Below are 16,511 nucleotides of genomic sequence, written 5' to 3' on the forward strand. Positions count from 1 at the left end.
ATGGGAGATATTAAAAAACCAGCGGAGTTTTCTTTTTTACCTTGGTTGAGGTATGGTCTGGGTAATGAAATCACAGAAGAAGATAAATTAGGTGCCAACCCAGGAGCTGCTGCTGTGTTGGACAGGCCAGAAGTTTCAGTTTCTTTTGAAGTAGAAGCATCTAAAGGAGGAACAAAGGCTACTGCTAACCCCCAAAACACTATCTCCAAAACCGTAAAAATACAAGGTCCCGGAGATGTCTTAGGGATAGACCCTAAGATGGTGATCAGAACACACCCCAAAAAAGGAGTTACCAATTTTGAGATAGAAAATCTCGCTTATGTGGAATTTTATGAAGAGGACCTTCCATGGAGGTATACTCCTGCCAAGCCCCGTCAAAATAAACTAAGACCATGGATGTCTTTGATACTCCTCAAAAAGGACGAATTTGAAATTATATCTCACGGAAACTCACAAATCCCATATTTAAAAATCAATACCAATATCAATCTAGGAGATATTTTCGGAAACCAAAAAGACACTTGGGCCTTTGCACATGTGCAAATCTTCGAGAAATTAAGTAGCGATAATCCGTCCTCAGCACAATTGCAGGCTGAAATCCAAAAATCACCTGATTCAGCAATCTCCAGAATTATTTGTCCCAGAAGACTAGATGAAGACACAGAGTATCAAGCTTTCTTGGTACCTACATTTGAGACAGGAAGATTGGCTGGATTGCAACAAAGTACAGCGGAAATCCCTGCACAAAAAAGCTCTTGGAACAGCTCAGCATTCAACGCTGCACATCCTCGAGAGTATCCGTTCTATTTCAATTGGAGTTTCAAAACCGGTAGTGAAGGGACTTTTGAAAGCCTGGCGAAAAAACTTAAAGTAATAGGTACTGATGACATCCAGCCAGTTCAAGAGGCTGACATAAGTGATTTAGGTTATGACATTAAGGTAGATGACAAATTTTCCACCATTCAAATTGAAGGAGCACTGAAAACCCCCGGCTTCGAAATTGACGATTGGCCCAGCGGAGGCAATACCACAGAAAGAACCGCTTTATTGGACAAAGTTCAGAGAATTATCAACCTCAATGAAGACCTGAGAGATAATGAAAATAAGGAATTATTGGAAGAAGAGGAAAAAAGTTTCTTCTACACCAAGGACTTCGTCGAAGACCCCATCATCACTCCCCCCCTTTACGGAAAATGGCATGCCCTGAAAAACAAAGCTGAAAAATCCATGAAAGACTGGGTAGACGAAGTCAACCTTCATCCCAGTTATAGGGCTGTTGCTGGTCTTGGTACCAGGACTGTCATGAAACATCAAGAGTATTTTATGGAGCTCGCCTGGGAACAGATTGGGCAGATCAATGAAGCAAATCAAAAAATAATCGAGAATGAATTGATGCGAAACACCGCCAAGTTCATTCACAAAAAAAACTTTCAGAAGATGTCTGAAATGTCATTGCTTTCCATGTCAGCAAATGCCATGAAACAAGTGAAAGTAGAGTCATTTCCAGATTTTTCGGCGGCTCAAAGTGTTAAAAACTCCATAATTCCCAATAGTTTAAGTAGTGGGAACTTTATCAAAGTAGCCAACAATTTCACCCCTACTGCGGTAATGTCAAGCAAGAGAGTAGATGGTGCACACAAGGTCTTGAGCAACGAGACTTTGCAACGTTCCAATATGACTGCCACAGTAGCTGCCGTAAGTCCAATCACTGCCGCACCTGCTAGAAAAGAACCTTCTATTGCCATATCTTCCAGCCTTCTTATGGAAAGATTGGATGTTTTAGCAATAACACCTGTCAAAACAGAAATTGAAGAGATCGCAGAAAACATAGAAGCACAACTTGTTTCCAAAAAAGCCGGAGATCATACAGATGTTGTGAAAAACAAACTTTCCGAAGATTTTGGAAATGACCCGGACAAACGCAGCACCAAGATCATCAATGGAATCAGCAAAATCACAAAATTAGAAGAGAGCAATCAAGTCTCTTTCCTTTTGCAAATAGACCCGACAAGAAGTAAGAAAAATGCCCCTACGATAATAACCGAGGTTTTTGTAGATCAAAATGTATTTAAAAACAACATCAGCGACACATACAATGAAGCTGAATTTTCCAAAACCAGATTTATCTCTGAGGTAGTCACTTCTGGTGCAGCTGTCGTATTCTTCAGCAGGTTTTTGGTTTTAGAGGAGCAAAGCAATTTCAAGAACACCTTCCAAAATGTCTTTTTGAAAAATCCTCAGTTTGCTACAGTACTTAGACCTCCTTTAGAACCGCTGAATATCAATGATTTTAGTGGAAAACTGAGAAAAAGATTACTTCCACACGACAATTTCCTAAGAAAGCTAAGATCAGAAATCAAAGGAAAAAATATAAACCTTGAGAAACCCATCATGGCCTACCCTAGGTTTCCGATCCCCGTCTATAATTACCTTGAAGAGATTTCGCCGGACTATATCGTACCCAACATCAGCGATGTAGAAGTAAATTCCATGCTTTTGATGGAGGTCAATAGCAAATTCATCGAGTCTTACTTACTGGGTATGAACCATGAAATGTCAAGAGAATTGCTTTGGCGTGAATTCCCAACCGATATGCGCGGCAGCTACTTCAGGCATTTCTGGGAATATGACAACAATCCTTTCAATATCGTCGATGAAAACCTTCCTGCCGAAGAGTTTATGGATAAACTCAAAGACTTCCAGGACTCTCATGCTGATGTTAAAGAATTACATCAATGGAAAGCGCCTGGAGTCAATGGTAAATTAAATAAGCTTGGGGAAAACGGGCGAAGTGAAATGGGTATTGTTCTATTGGTAAAGGGAGAGCTCTTTAGAAAATATCCAAATACGCTTGTGTACGCCCAAAAAGGAACAAAAGTAGGGAACAAGATAAAGCTTAGTACATATGAGAAAGCAAATGCAGCCTGGCCTGTGATCAAAGGTCATATGGAGCCTGATATTTACTTTTTCGGCTTTAACCTGGATATAGAGGAAATCAAAAAAGATAGCGGATATTTCTTCGTTTTCCAGGAAATCCCAGGGCAGATTAGTTTCGGACTTGATGCTTTCTCCCCTTCCATGTCTGAAAACAAACTGAGTTCATGGAATGATTTGAACTGGCGTCATATGGGACCATCACCTAAGCATGTGAAAATTGACAATAACAAATTAGAGCTTTTAGCGCCAAAAGCAGAGGATCCTTTTTGGAATAATAGCAGCACAAGCAAACCGAATGATTCCAATGCGGCCGATATCGCTTCCATTTTATACCAATCTCCGATTCTTTTTGCCAAACATGTCAGCCACCTTTTAACCTCCTAAAACCATGAATGCTAAAAAACATATACTTTCCAATCAGGTAGACTTAGGCTTTCATGACATCAAAGCCTCCTTAGCCAAGAGAAGTGATGCTTTTCCGGTTATGCTACTGCCCATTAGGTTGGAAACAAGATTTGTGAAAGATACAAAATCCACCGCTGTCCGTGTAGACCAAAACCATGAGTTGCTTTTGGATTACTTCCATCAGATCAGACAAATAATCCATTGGGTAGAGCTATATAAAGTCAATCATGCCTCAAGCACCCAAGCACAACTTCAAAATCAAATAAATACCATTTCACGATCCTTGGAGCGCTTACCGACAATGATCTCTGAAATGAAAAGTTTGGAAAAGGCTGACAAATTGATGTTGACAAAGGCTACGAAAGAGCTTACCAAAGCTTTTTCTGATGCAAAGTTCCCTAGCACTTCAAAAAACCAACTGGACAGTTTGTTCAAAAAACTTGACGAAGCCCTTTCCAAAATAGCAGCTAAGAAAACCACTGCAAAACATGCTTCTGACCTCTACAATAAGGTTCACAAGCTGGCTGAATTGATGCAAGCTATCTATGTAGACCAAAGCATCACAAGTTTGGAATTAGACAAGGTCTTGGAGGAAATTGACCACATTTTAGTCGCCATTCCAACAATGATCAACAAGGGTGAAATAGAAACCAACCCTGATAAAGTCAAAAAGATTGCCTCAGAGATAAGCCATATCAAGAGGATGCACAAACACAGTCCCATCACCTTGCAATCTTACAGAACCGGTTATCCTGGCAGACAGAATCTGGCAACAAAAGAAGATGAACTTCGAAAATCGATCTCTACACTAAAGTCAAAAATTGATAAAGAATACGCCCCATACATGAATCTTCTGATTTCCCTACGTACCCAAAGGGCTATGGAAGTTATTTATCAAATGGAGGTTGGATATTTTAATTTAAAAACTGACAACAGTAGCAAATATGCTGATATCAAAGCATGGAATAAGACTCAAACTACAGTCAATAAGCATGTAAAGTCTATTCTTGACGACCTCAACCATCCTCTAGAGGGAACCGAACAAGAAATCAAGAGGCTAAAAGTGGTGTATCAAAGGTTTTCAAATGAAATCATTTCGTTTAACAAAACTGGGGAGCAACTGCTAAAAGAAGCAAATAAACCCGCACCGGCTCCTCCGCAAGAAAAACCAAAAGAACGGGAAAAACCTGTAATTACTATTCCTGAAAGGAGACCTCCGACAATTCGTACCCCGACTATTCCAGTTCCTCAACCTAGACCTTTACCTACAGGCCCACTCCCTCGGCCACTAGGGACCGTACCGACTACACGTGCTTCCGTGTTGAGTGCAACCCAACCCGCCGTTCGTTTAGCGGCAACAACAAAGGTAACACCCGCTATTAAAACAGAAACAGTAGCTCGTGCAGTGCCCAACCCTGTAGTTATCAATGAGAGAATTCGCATTCCGGAGGTCATGGTACTGAGAGAAAAAGTCAGCTTAGGTACCAACAATCAATTTATAAACGAATTTCTTGCTTTAAAAAGTCAATTGGACATTCTATCAAGCTTGGGCATAAGCAGCAAGTCAATCCGAGATGGCGCAAAAAACGCATACACAAATGAACAGGAAATTCGACAATTGACTTCAAGTCTCAATACTAGAATCAATCAAAAATCAGAGGTTGTCGACTGGATGCTAGGCAAGGTCCAAAACCTTGAAAAGTCCATTCGTGTTCGTGCTGGAAATACAGGAATTCTTCCTCAAAAAACATTAGATGCTATTCGGGGTTCTTTCCAAACCTTAGTAAGCCGATACAAGCAAGGTGTAGCCAATCTCAGCGAAAACAAAGAAAATGTGGCTGTTGAAGAAACATTGACGCTTCTGCAGTCCATAGATTTAAGTATCCAGAACCAATACACTGATCAAAAAAACAACAGGACTACTTTCTCGAAAGACTATATCAATCAGATCCGCTATTTGGTGGAATCAGAAGTTACCTATGAACTTTGGATTCGGTTTTTCCCTGATGATATCGCCGTAGATGACCACGACGAGAGACTAACAGAGGATGAAATTGAACAGGGGAAAAACTATTTCAGAAATGCATACCTGGATACAGATGACACTGACAAATCAAGATTGGCAGCTTGGAGAGCCTTGGCCGCCAGTGTGGGAGTAAGAAGGGCTGCCTACATCATTCAAGCCATTCAGCCCAGTAACTTAACTGTTTCCGACTCTATCATTAACCCTTTGGCTAAATTGATCGAAATTTTCCAAAAGGAGTTTGCACCATTCGCTTCACACTACAAGTTTTTCTTTTCTGTTCCACTTTCTACAATCTCAGAACTTTCCAATTGGGTCAAAAGAACAAGTTCTTCATTGAATAGCTTGACACCCTGTCTGGAAACAAAACCCTCTTTGCTGGCATGTATCGATATTCTTCAAAGACTTGAAAAAAACCTGCTTGAGACAAGGCCTGAATGGAGATCCATGAAACCGGAAGTGCTATCCATTATCAGGGTATTGATAGGATCAGTCCAAAAAAGCCTAAGTGTTTTTTTACAATATAAAACTGCCAATGCTTCCAAGTTAGAAAGACCATTTTCAAGGGAATTCAACTTTAAAAACGTAGAGAAAAAAAGCCAGTCTTGGGATAGAGCGGGCATTTGCACTACCATGCCTGACAGGATGATAGTGGGTTTGAAAAATGGCGATGTATACGAATACATCAAAGTTGGAAACAAAATCCCGGAGAGTATTCAGTTGAGTCTGGATCCTTCGGATGAAAGCGATGAGAATTTTTCCCATGACAGCCATGGAAACCTTCGTGTACCAAAAAAGTTGGCATGGATGTTTGATTTTGAGGAAGCCATCAAAATCGGTATGGGTATGAAAATCAGCATCAGTGAAGAATTTTACGATACCGGTTTTGATCGGGTAATAGCAACAGGAGTCAGAGATGAAAGCCCTAGTGAGGGACAGAAAAGAATCAATGAGCTCTTTGAAAGTCACCATTTCACTGATGGAGGACTGGAACTTTTGGAAGTAGATACTCCCACCAACAATGCTGAAGATGAAAAATCTCCTTATTCAGAATTGGACGACGACGTGGACTACGCTTTTGATGCTTTGGTGAAAGAAAAGAACAGCAGCGAAATAGAAAAGTCTTACACCAGCAACAACGAACTGGAAATTGCCGATGGTCAGTACTTCAAAGATGCCCTAGGCTTACACAAGGAGTTCGCCGTTCACATCCCAAGGGCTATGAAAAGGGATATTTCCGAAGGTAAGGCCATGAATCGGGCCTTATACAATGCCACCATCAAGTATTTTATGAAGACTATGGCAAGCAGCTGGTTCAATCACAATGATGAAATCCGGACGCTTGAGTTTTTACAAAATCACCTTTCCGCTGTAGGGGCTATTCCAAGCTTCAGGATAGGTCCACAACCCTATGGAGTTTTGCCTATTACTGTCTATGACAACTTTATAACAGGGGAAAAAGCCAGCAGCAAAAGCTCTTTTGAAAGCTATTTGCGTTCACTTTCAAAACTGGCCAATGTCATCCGTGGAGATTTTGAAAAAGTATTGTTCCAACCCGAGGAAAAAAAAGAATTAAAAGTAAGAGACATCAATGACCGCAAATATGATGATGATCCTCAAAAATATTTTTTAGAAATTCTTGGCTTAGAGCCGAACACAAAGGACTACATATACAGACATGGCACCAATTTAATGGGAAGGATCAAAGAACCGCCCATCAAAGACGGCAATGAAGATTCTGTCATCACAGTGAACTGGGATAGGATAAACGGCAAATATTCGCCCAATTCTCTAAATAATTTAATCAATGACTTTCTCGATAAGGTGGGCCATACCTCTGTCCATGCCCAGCTGGCGAGCATCAGAGGATCCAGGGTATACAAAGCAAGGTACAATTTTGCCAATCATGTGCTGGGACCAAAGGTTCAGGATCCTGAACTTGGCCAAGATCATTTGGCGACTATAGTAGGTGCCCAAGAGGGTTACAATTATATCTCATGGCTCAAAGACAACCGCAATAATATTACCCATATAAATGTGGGAGATTTGCCAAAAGTGGCAATTGGATCTGAAGAGAAAGCGCAGACAACGTTACTTTTAGCGATGATCAGAGGTGGTTTGGTCTATGATAAAAGCCCTGGGGTAGTCAAGGCGTTAAATATCCTCGAAACCCTCCCCATCAATAAGTTGGAAAGACTTCTTGCAGATCACCTGGACTTATGTAGTCATAGGATCGATGCCTGGCTGGAAGGACTCAGTGCTTGGAGGTTGAGGCAAATGAGAGCTACACAAAAAACAGGAACTTACGTTGGCGCATATGGGATTTTGGAAAACTTAAGGCCACAGAAGGAAACCCATAAATCAGAAAATGTTCCCGACGGCCTAAGACCGAAAGAAGGATATCCGGTATATAAAATTGAGGATAATCAGGGATTCATTCATGCCCCTAGCTTGCAACATGCTACCACAGCTGCAGTTTTAAGGGCTGGATTCAATGCCATGCAGGAAAGAGAAGGGAGTGATAAAAATATCCTTTCGATCAATTTAAGTAGTTCCCGGGTCAGAAAAGCACTTTTCCTACTGCAAGGGGTAAGTCAGGGCCAATCAGCGGGAGCCTTGCTAGGTTATCAGTTTGAGCGTGCATTGCATGAAAAATATGAATTTCATGACGGGAATGAAACCCCTGCAGACTCTACCGAGGAGGAGAAGCCAAGAGACCACCTGGAAATGGACAGATACATATACAGGCTACGAAGGAAATTCCCTACGTATGGAGATAGGCCTGTAGGTTCAGAAATAAGTACAGAAACCAACGAAAGTATACGGGCAAACAATGTGGTAGATGGTGAGGCTTTATTAAAATACTTTGAAGATCATGTAAAAGTGGATCCCGACAAGACCTTCACCGAAGTAATGGCAAGTGGAGATTGGAAGACATTGAAAATAGAACATATTCCTAGCGGTCTAAAAGATAGCTTACCTGACATCAATGTTGATGATTCTGAACAAGCCCTTAGAAATAAGCAAAAAATGCTGGCCATCATCAAAGAAATAGATGAAATGGCGGACACATTTGATGCTTTAGGTGATTTGATAACCTCCGAAAGTGTTTACCAACTGGTCAGAGGCAATCATCAAAGGGCTGCCGGTGTCATGAACAGCTTTGCAGAAGGACAAATCCCAAGAGATCCTGAAATCATCAAAAGCCTGAGAAATGGCAACCTGGTTATCAATCGAGGCCTTTTTCTAATCCCAGAGCAAGGAAATGCTGCCCTGTGGGGTTTGCCTGCAAGTCCAAAATCAGCAGCAGAACCAAGACTAAACTCCTATTTCGCCAACCAAATAGGAGCCCCAAACAAAATTCAGTTTGCTGTAATTCATCAAGGAACCACACATTACCTGGATATTTTGAATATTGGGCTTCAACCTATAGACCTTGTGTTTTTGTTGGGAAGAGATGCAGACTCTAAATGGGAAGAGATGGAGTTCCGGGTGATCAAATCTCTGGAAAATGCAGGATTCTCCATTGAAGGAGACTTCCACTTCATGTTGACAGAACATTTGGAGGAAGATGCACATGATGTATTTGCAATGATTCCATTTTTTGAGGCCTTGTTTGATTTGTTTAATTCCTGCAGGGCAGCTGATGCAAGAGATCTTAGAAGGGCAGAGCACCCTGATAATTTTGACGTTGAAGGCGCAGGGCTTGATATTATGCAATTCACAAATAGAATCGATGAAATTATCATTGCATTTAAAACTTTGAGAGATGAATTAGATGCATTTGATCTTCAAAAAACAGAATACTCTGCCAGTGAAGTAGATACCGGCTATGAACTCTTCAAAAAGTTGGCTTCTTTCGGCTTTGCCAATTACTTCCCAAATCCACTTCAAACTAAGGCTGTGTTTTTAAGTGAGCAATTAGGTAAATTATTGGAAGCCAAATCCCGAATAGAAATCAAAGCCATAGAGATCAATAAGCTGAATGGTGAAATCGGGAGAGAAACAGAACAGGCAAAGATCTTAAACCTTGCCAACGAAATTGTATCCGCGGTTTTCGGGAATGGGATGAAAATACTTCCAAAGGTATTTATTCCTGATCAAGCCTTTTGGCAAAGCAGCATGCAGGCAGACCCTGATGAGAATTTGTTGGAGTATGCAGGTCTTGAAGGCTTGGAGAAATGGCAACATGATTCTGGCTTGGTGAGGAAAAATATAGCCAAACTGGAAAATCTACGAATGCTACAGGAAGTGCTGTCAAAACCCGAAACATCCATTCTTCCTGCACAAGTTCCCCTTTCAGGACAAGAAACACCCTCACCGCACTGGATGGGAACAGAATATCCTGAAGCTTACAAGCCTGAAGGTGATTACCTCTGTTTCATGCTTTATGGCGGGGAAAATTTAATCGGAAAATCCAGCCTGACTGGATTGGTGGTAGATGAATGGGCTGAACTTATTCCTGAAAAAATACAGACTACAGGTGTCGCTGTTCATTACAACCAACCAGACGCCAGAGCACCACAAAGTATATTGATGGCCGTACCCCCTGAGTTGAAAGGCAGTTTGGATATTGAACAAATCTTACTCACGGTAGAGGAAGCCTTGAATTTGGCCAAACTCCGGACATTTGAGCCAGATGATTTAGACCACAGTTCATTTTCTCAGGTCTTGCCGGCAAGTAGTGCACTTGCTTATGGTCATGCAGAGTTTTTGCGTGCGACTGAAGATGACCAGATTCCAGAACAACAGTCTCTTGGCTGGTATATAGACTACTCCATCACCAACAACCAATAAAACCCTAGACTCATGAGTGCAATTTTATTCAATCCATGCGAACCGTTTCAGGCTTACAATAGGCTTGAAGGAAGAACAAGAGAAGAATCCCTGAGCTCAGCTTTGAGTGCAAAGATTCATGACCCACTCTGGATGCTCGCAAGACAATGGCAGTTTGGGGAGTTTAAAGGTGAGGATACAGGCAGCGCAATAGAAGCCAAAATAGCGGTGAAGACCCAAAAACTCAACTACTTCAAAACCAACCATCCGAAGGGACAGTGGGGCAAGGTAAATGACAAATTACCCATGGAAGTGACCGTAGAAAAACTTCACCAAAAATTGGGCATCCGGTCTTCCTATTATTTGGGTAAAAAACTGTTTCGGCAAATTGACCTTGATCTGACAGGTGAGCCTGGATATGCAAAAGGTGTCTATGTGAGCTCTTTTATCCAAAAATTCTGCTTCCAGCCCCCCGTGTTAAATTCAGAAGACAGGGAAGATGGAGAAGTATTGGCAAAAAATGCACAAATAATGGCTAGAACCCAAGCCTACCAATACCTCAAGACCCTTGAAAATAAAGCTATGGATGCAGCGCGGATTTTAAAAGCCAGTTCACAAAATCCGGATTTTTTGAATGCTTTTGCCAACACAAATCCCGGTGGCTTTATCCAAGCCTCTCATTTGACAAAAATAAAAGATGCCATCACAAAATGGAAGGCCAAAATAATAGAGGAATTTAACCTTCCCGAGTTGGATGAAGATCAATCTTGGATTCCGGAAAAAATGGAATATGCTTTTGAAACAGCATCTATCAAAATCCAGGAAGAAGACCAAAGGACACTTCAGGCAGAATCCTATTTTCAAGGCCACTTGGATTGGTATTCATTTGACCAAATTGAGTCAAACAAGGCTATGATTTTACCTGATATCCCCTCTGATAACACCAAGAGACATGTATTGACTTTGATTCCATCCGAAGCGAGTATTGCCGGAATGCCAGTCTCCCGATGGTGGGAGATGGAAGACGGCAAAGTTGATCTCGGTAATATGAATGCCTCAGATACTGATTTGGCAAAAATTTCCATCACCCAATATGCCATGAACTACAGTAATGATTGGCTTGCCATACCTTTCGATATAGAAGCCGGTTCCCTTTGCGAGGTGGAAGGCATTGTGGTCAAAGATGTATTTGGATTCAGAACCCATGTGGAGGCTGCCCACAAGCAAGATGGGGGCAATTATTTAGGCTGGGGCATGTTTGGACAATCCATACTCAATGAGGAAAAAGAATACTTGGGAATGGACCAAAAAGTATTTATTCCTGACGCACTTGCCAAGACCATAGAAAGTGAACCTGTAGAGAAAATCAAAATGATTAGAGACGAAATGGCTAATACCGTATGGGGTATAGAAGCCATCATTCCTGATATGATGGGATCCGGTACAAGCGGCGCAGACACTGCCAATAAAGTAGAACAAATCTTAGAAAATTTCCTTACCCAGGAAGAAGAAATAATGGAAATCGCATCCGATGACCCCTCCTATCTTTCACAAAGTGATCAGAACCTACAGGTAAGGCAATACAAGCCACCATTGAAATATATCCTTGCCAATAAAGTCTCAGAAAATTGGATTCCATTTATCCCCATTCACAAACCCGGACAAGCCATCAACAGGGAAATTATATTCCAAAGGGCTTCCATGCCAAGGACAGTGGCAGGGATTACACCCCATGCAGTCAGGCCACAGTCGGACTTTTTGAGAGTAGGAATAGATGAGGACAACCAACAGTTGGATCCTTATTTTATACATGAAGAAGAAGTCCCTCGGGCAGGTGTAACCCTGATCGGTCAATACCAACTGACACGCTGGTATTCGGGCAAGAGGCTAGTGTGGTATGGAGCCAGAAAAATTACCGGAAAAGGTGAAGGAAGTAGTGGGCTAAGATTTGATTTATTGACCGATAATAAGTAAATTAACTTTTGTATTAAAATCAAAGATATTAAAGAAGCTAAACGTGAAGAACGATAGTGAATCTGCGAGGTGAAGAAGAACTTTCAACAGGAGTTTGTACCGTAGGTAGCTGAGCATGGCTCAGATAGAAAGAAGTTCAATCATGCAGTAGGCGGGACGAAGGAACGACCCGCCACATTTTTTTATAAGGGGTATGCTTTTTTGAGTTGTACCAGTATTTCCTTAGGAGACTTTCCTGAAATCTTCATCTGATAATTGCTTACGGATTCGCCATACACATTACTCTCATCATAATACCCCAACAGCCTTTCAATAAAAGACCTATAATTAAATTTATTCAAATCTTCCATGGCACTATTTAGCTCCTGGTCTGATAACCTATCTTTGAGCTGCATAAGCTGCTTTTTCAAAAATTCATCATCCTTCCCACAGTAAGTTTTTACTAATCTGTCAATCCTAGCCTTTAAAGGCAGCTCTAGAAATACTTTTGGAGCTTCTTCCATTTGCCTGAACAGCTGAATAGGTATGTACAAAGTCCCTATATATCTTCCTTTCATTTCGGTAAATACAGGACCTCTTTTTCGAAGAATTTGGTGAATTTCATTCTCAAACTGCTCCTGAGGAATATTGGATTCACCGTCAATAGTACCAAAAACAGACCCCTTATGGCCAGCGATTTTCTCTATATTCAATACGCTTACTCCTTCATTTTCTAAGTTTTCCAAAACTTCTGTCTTACCAGAACCTGTAAGCCCTGTAAGTACAATCAAGTTGTATTTTTCATTCCAGGATTGATTTACAGCTTTCCTATAGGCATTATAACCTCCTTTTAATACCTTTCCCTCCAAGAATTCCGGCCCAAACCAGTTTTTAAAAAAACGGCTTTCCATCTCTCCTTTTTGACAGTAATAGGAAAAAGCCTGAAATCCAACCAAGTCAACAAGTTTTGCCCCTAAGGCTTTGGACCTTTTAAAGTAAAAGCCCTCCCTTTCTTCTACAGTCATCTTTTGTACTTGGGCAATTTCTCCTATTTCAAACATTGGAAAATTGATCGCACCTGGAATATGCCCTTTTTCAAAAAGTGAAGTCTTTCTTAAATCCAAAATCATAGGTGGCTGCCTCATAAAAGTTTTATTTCCAAGTCATACATGAGCGTTGTTCCCTAAAATTAAGAGATAAATTTTATCTTTGCCATACGAGCAATCGTGATGAATACTAAACCCAAAAATAATTTTGACATGGAAAATGATTTTCTCCCTATAAACGGGACAGACTTTGTAGAGCTTTACGTCGGTAATGCCAAACAATCCGCACTCTATTATCAGTATGCCTTCGGTTATGAATTGATCGCTTATGCAGGTCCGGAGACAGGTATCAAAGACAGGGCTTCTTATGTACTCAAGCAAGATAAAATAAGACTTGTACTGACCACGCCACTTTTACAGGACCATCCCATCGCTGACCATATCAAAAAGCATGGAGACGGTGTGAAAGTCCTGGCATTATGGGTGGATGATGCCGAAAAATCCTGGAAAGAAACCACCTCAAGAGGAGCTGTTTCTTATCAAGAGCCTACTACCCTTTCAGATGAATTTGGTGAGTTGAAAACCGCCTCCATTAGAACCTACGGAGAAACCATTCATACTTTCGTAGAGCGAAAAAATTACAAGGGTGTATTTATGCCTGGCTTTAAGCCTAGAAAAAGTGAATACAAATCTACTCCAATCGGGCTCAAATATATTGACCACTGTGTGGGCAATGTAGGTTGGGGTGAGATGAACAAATGGGTGGAATTTTATGAAAAAGTAATGGGATTCAACCTCCTGATTACTTTTGATGACAAGGATATTTCCACGGACTACACCGCATTGATGTCAAAGGTAGTTTCAAATGGAAATGGTTACATCAAATTCCCCATCAATGAACCCGCTGAAGGAAAGAAGAAATCTCAAATTGAAGAATACATTGACTTTTACAATGGTGCGGGTGTGCAGCACATGGCCATAGCCACGGATGACATCATCCATACAGTTACTGAATTGAGAAAAAGAGGTGTTGAATTTCTTCAAGTACCGAATACCTACTATGATGATTTATTGGATAGGGTTGGGAAAATAGACGAAGATCTACAGCCACTCAAGGACCTGAACATATTGGTAGATAGGGATGATGAAGGTTATCTTCTTCAAATCTTTACCAAACCTGTACAGGACAGACCTACCTTGTTTTTCGAAATCATTCAGCGAAAAGGAGCTAAATCTTTTGGTAAAGGAAATTTCAAAGCCTTGTTTGAAGCAATTGAAAGGGAACAGGAATTGAGAGGAAATCTCTAATAGTTGCATTCAACATTAGGTATTCACGGCTTGATGCAAGTAAAGCATAACACTGAATTCAATAATTGAGTCTGGCCTAATATCATCAATATCGAACTTGCAGCAAACTAGTATTCACAAGTCATAGAAGCTTAAAGAGGCTTAGTCAATTTGGAATGTGGTAGAATTGCTTGTTCATGTTTAAAATCAAAAAAAACGTAAGTCATTTTTCAAGGCTTGCGTTTTTTTCGTCTTAAAGGCCATAATCTTCCCGATTTTTAATGGGTTTAATTGGCTAAATATTTAAATTAGAACCTTATTCCTAATTTTTAAAATATGACAACAATAGATCCAATTATTCAAGCAAAGGCTGAAAGCTGGTTGAACAGCAACATTGACTTGAAAAGTAAAGAAGAAATAAGGGCATTACTATTAGCCGAAGATAAAACCGAATTAATCGAATCCTTCTACAAAGACCTCGAATTCGGTACCGGAGGCTTGAGAGGTTTGATGGGTGTCGGATCCAATCGGATGAATGTCTATACGATAGCCATGGCGACCCAAGGCTTGGCCAATTATTTATTAAAATGTTTTCCAGGTGAAGACATTTCAGTAGCCATCACCCATGACTGTCGAATCAACAACACCCTCTTCGCTGACACTACAGCGAATGTATTTACAGCAAACGGGATTAAAGTAAAGTATTTCAGAGAATTAAGGCCTACCCCAATGCTTTCTTTTGCCATCAGGCATTTTGGTTGCAAAAGCGGAGTAATGGTGACCGCTTCACACAACCCCAAAGAATACAATGGCTACAAAGCCTATTGGGATGATGGTGGTCAAGTAGTGGCACCGCATGACAAAAACATCATAGATGAAGTACAGAAAATTAAATCTGTAGATGATGTCAACTGGAATAAAAATGACGACTTAATCGAATACATAGAGGAAGACTTTGACCTGATTTACTTGAACCTGGTGAAGAAATTAAGCCTTTCTCCCAATGAAATCATGTTGCAAAAAGATATGCCAATTGTTTTTTCACCAATTCACGGTGCTTCAAACAAGATGGTACCTGCAGCATTGAAAGTTTTTGGTTTTGAAAATATACATGTTGTCAAAGAGCAGGCAGAACCTGACGGCAATTTCCCTACAGTAATTTACCCAAATCCAGAAGAGGCCGAAGCGCTCAATATGTCCTTGGAACTTGGGAAAAAAGTCGGAGCCGAACTGGTGTTGGCTTGTGATCCAGATGGAGACCGATATGCAGCTTGTGTTCCTGACGGAAAAGGAGGATTCGAGTTATTGAATGGGAATCAGACAGGTGCCTTGCTGACATACTATCTACTCAACAAATGGCTAGAGTACGGCAGACTAACCGGTGAGGAATTTATGGTCAATACCATTGTGACTACTGAATTGATAGATGAAATTTGCAAAGGCTTTGGAGTGCCTTGCTACTCTGTTTTGACTGGATTTAAAAACATCGCCAATGTCATTCTCAACTTAGAAGGCAAAAAGAAATTTATTGGAGGTGGCGAGGAAAGCTACGGATACCTTATAGATGATTTTGTCAGAGACAAAGATGGAGTATCTGCTTGCGCGGTATTTGCTGAGCTTGTAGCCTATTACAGAACCAAAGGAAAAAGCATTCAGGATGTACTTGCAGAAATTTATATGCAGTATGGATTTTACAAGGAATCCTTGATTTCAGTGACTAAAAAAGGCAAAGACGGGGCAGAACAGATCCAAGCTTTGATGGCAGGATTCAGAGCGAATAGACCTACCGAAATGAATGGTATAAAAGTCGTCAAGGTAGTCGACGTCAAAGAAAGCAAAGTTTATGACCTGACCGAAGGCAGCGAGACTGTTTTAGAGATGGACAAATCAAATGTGATTCAATTCTACCTGGAAGACGGAAGTAAAATTTCTGCAAGACCTTCAGGAACAGAACCTAAAATCAAATACTACTTCTCGGTCAATGAAGCACTTCCTAACAGAGATGCTTACGATCAAGTATCAGAGAATCTCGACAAGAGAATCCTTGGCCTCAAAACCTTCTTTGCTTAAAAAGTCAGGGTTTT

6 protein-coding genes are annotated in these 16,511 nt (G+C 40.8%); 5 read left to right on the plus strand and 1 reads right to left on the minus strand.

Translation table 11 applies throughout. The features are described from left to right. The 3 genes from CLW00_RS03050 to CLW00_RS03060 are packed head-to-tail and all read left to right on the plus strand — an operon-like array spanning window position 1 to window position 12,115. A complete protein-coding gene (locus tag CLW00_RS03050) occupies window positions 1-3,321 on the plus strand; it encodes a hypothetical protein (protein WP_106132138.1) in 3,321 nt (1,106 codons plus the stop codon). A gap of 4 nt (window positions 3,322-3,325) precedes the next feature. Beyond that, window positions 3,326-10,162 carry a hypothetical protein gene (locus CLW00_RS03055; protein WP_106132139.1) on the plus strand — a complete coding sequence of 2,279 codons (6,837 nt, stop codon included), beginning with the start codon at window positions 3,326-3,328 and terminating at the stop codon, window positions 10,160-10,162. 12 nt (window positions 10,163-10,174) lie between these two features. After that, complete coding sequence (locus tag CLW00_RS03060; RefSeq protein WP_146131360.1) at window positions 10,175-12,115, plus strand: hypothetical protein; 1,941 nt, start codon at window positions 10,175-10,177, stop codon at window positions 12,113-12,115. 182 nt (window positions 12,116-12,297) lie between these two features. On the opposite strand, the gene CLW00_RS03065 is transcribed toward CLW00_RS03060, so the two are convergent. Further along, complete coding sequence (locus CLW00_RS03065; RefSeq protein ID WP_106132141.1) at window positions 12,298-13,239, minus strand: AAA family ATPase; 942 nt, start codon at window positions 13,237-13,239, stop codon at window positions 12,298-12,300. A 114-nt stretch (window positions 13,240-13,353) separates the two neighbouring features. Here CLW00_RS03065 and hppD point away from each other — a divergent pair, with 114 nt between their 5' ends. Beyond that, window positions 13,354-14,448, plus strand: coding sequence for a 4-hydroxyphenylpyruvate dioxygenase (hppD, locus tag CLW00_RS03070; RefSeq protein ID WP_106132235.1), 1,095 nt, complete (start codon window positions 13,354-13,356; stop codon window positions 14,446-14,448). A 315-nt stretch (window positions 14,449-14,763) separates the two neighbouring features. Next, window positions 14,764-16,497: a phospho-sugar mutase gene (locus tag CLW00_RS03075; protein WP_106132142.1), complete on the plus strand. Its 1,734-nt coding sequence runs from the start codon at window positions 14,764-14,766 to the stop codon at window positions 16,495-16,497. Window positions 16,498-16,511: the final 14 nt, after the last annotated feature.

Origin of the sequence: Mongoliibacter ruber (genome assembly GCF_003003005.1) — a bacterium.
Lineage (GTDB): Bacteria > Bacteroidota > Bacteroidia > Cytophagales > Cyclobacteriaceae > Mongoliibacter > Mongoliibacter ruber.

Coding starts and splice junctions, on each gene's coding strand:
- CLW00_RS03050 (WP_106132138.1), top strand. CDS start 1: ATGGGAGATATTAAAAAACCAGCGGAGTTTTCTTTTTTACCTTGGTTG.
- CLW00_RS03055 (WP_106132139.1), top strand. CDS start 3,326: ATGAATGCTAAAAAACATATACTTTCCAATCAGGTAGACTTAGGCTTT.
- CLW00_RS03060 (WP_146131360.1), top strand. CDS start 10,175: ATGAGTGCAATTTTATTCAATCCATGCGAACCGTTTCAGGCTTACAAT.
- CLW00_RS03065 (WP_106132141.1), bottom strand. CDS start 13,239: ATGAGGCAGCCACCTATGATTTTGGATTTAAGAAAGACTTCACTTTTT.
- hppD (WP_106132235.1), top strand. CDS start 13,354: ATGGAAAATGATTTTCTCCCTATAAACGGGACAGACTTTGTAGAGCTT.
- CLW00_RS03075 (WP_106132142.1), top strand. CDS start 14,764: ATGACAACAATAGATCCAATTATTCAAGCAAAGGCTGAAAGCTGGTTG.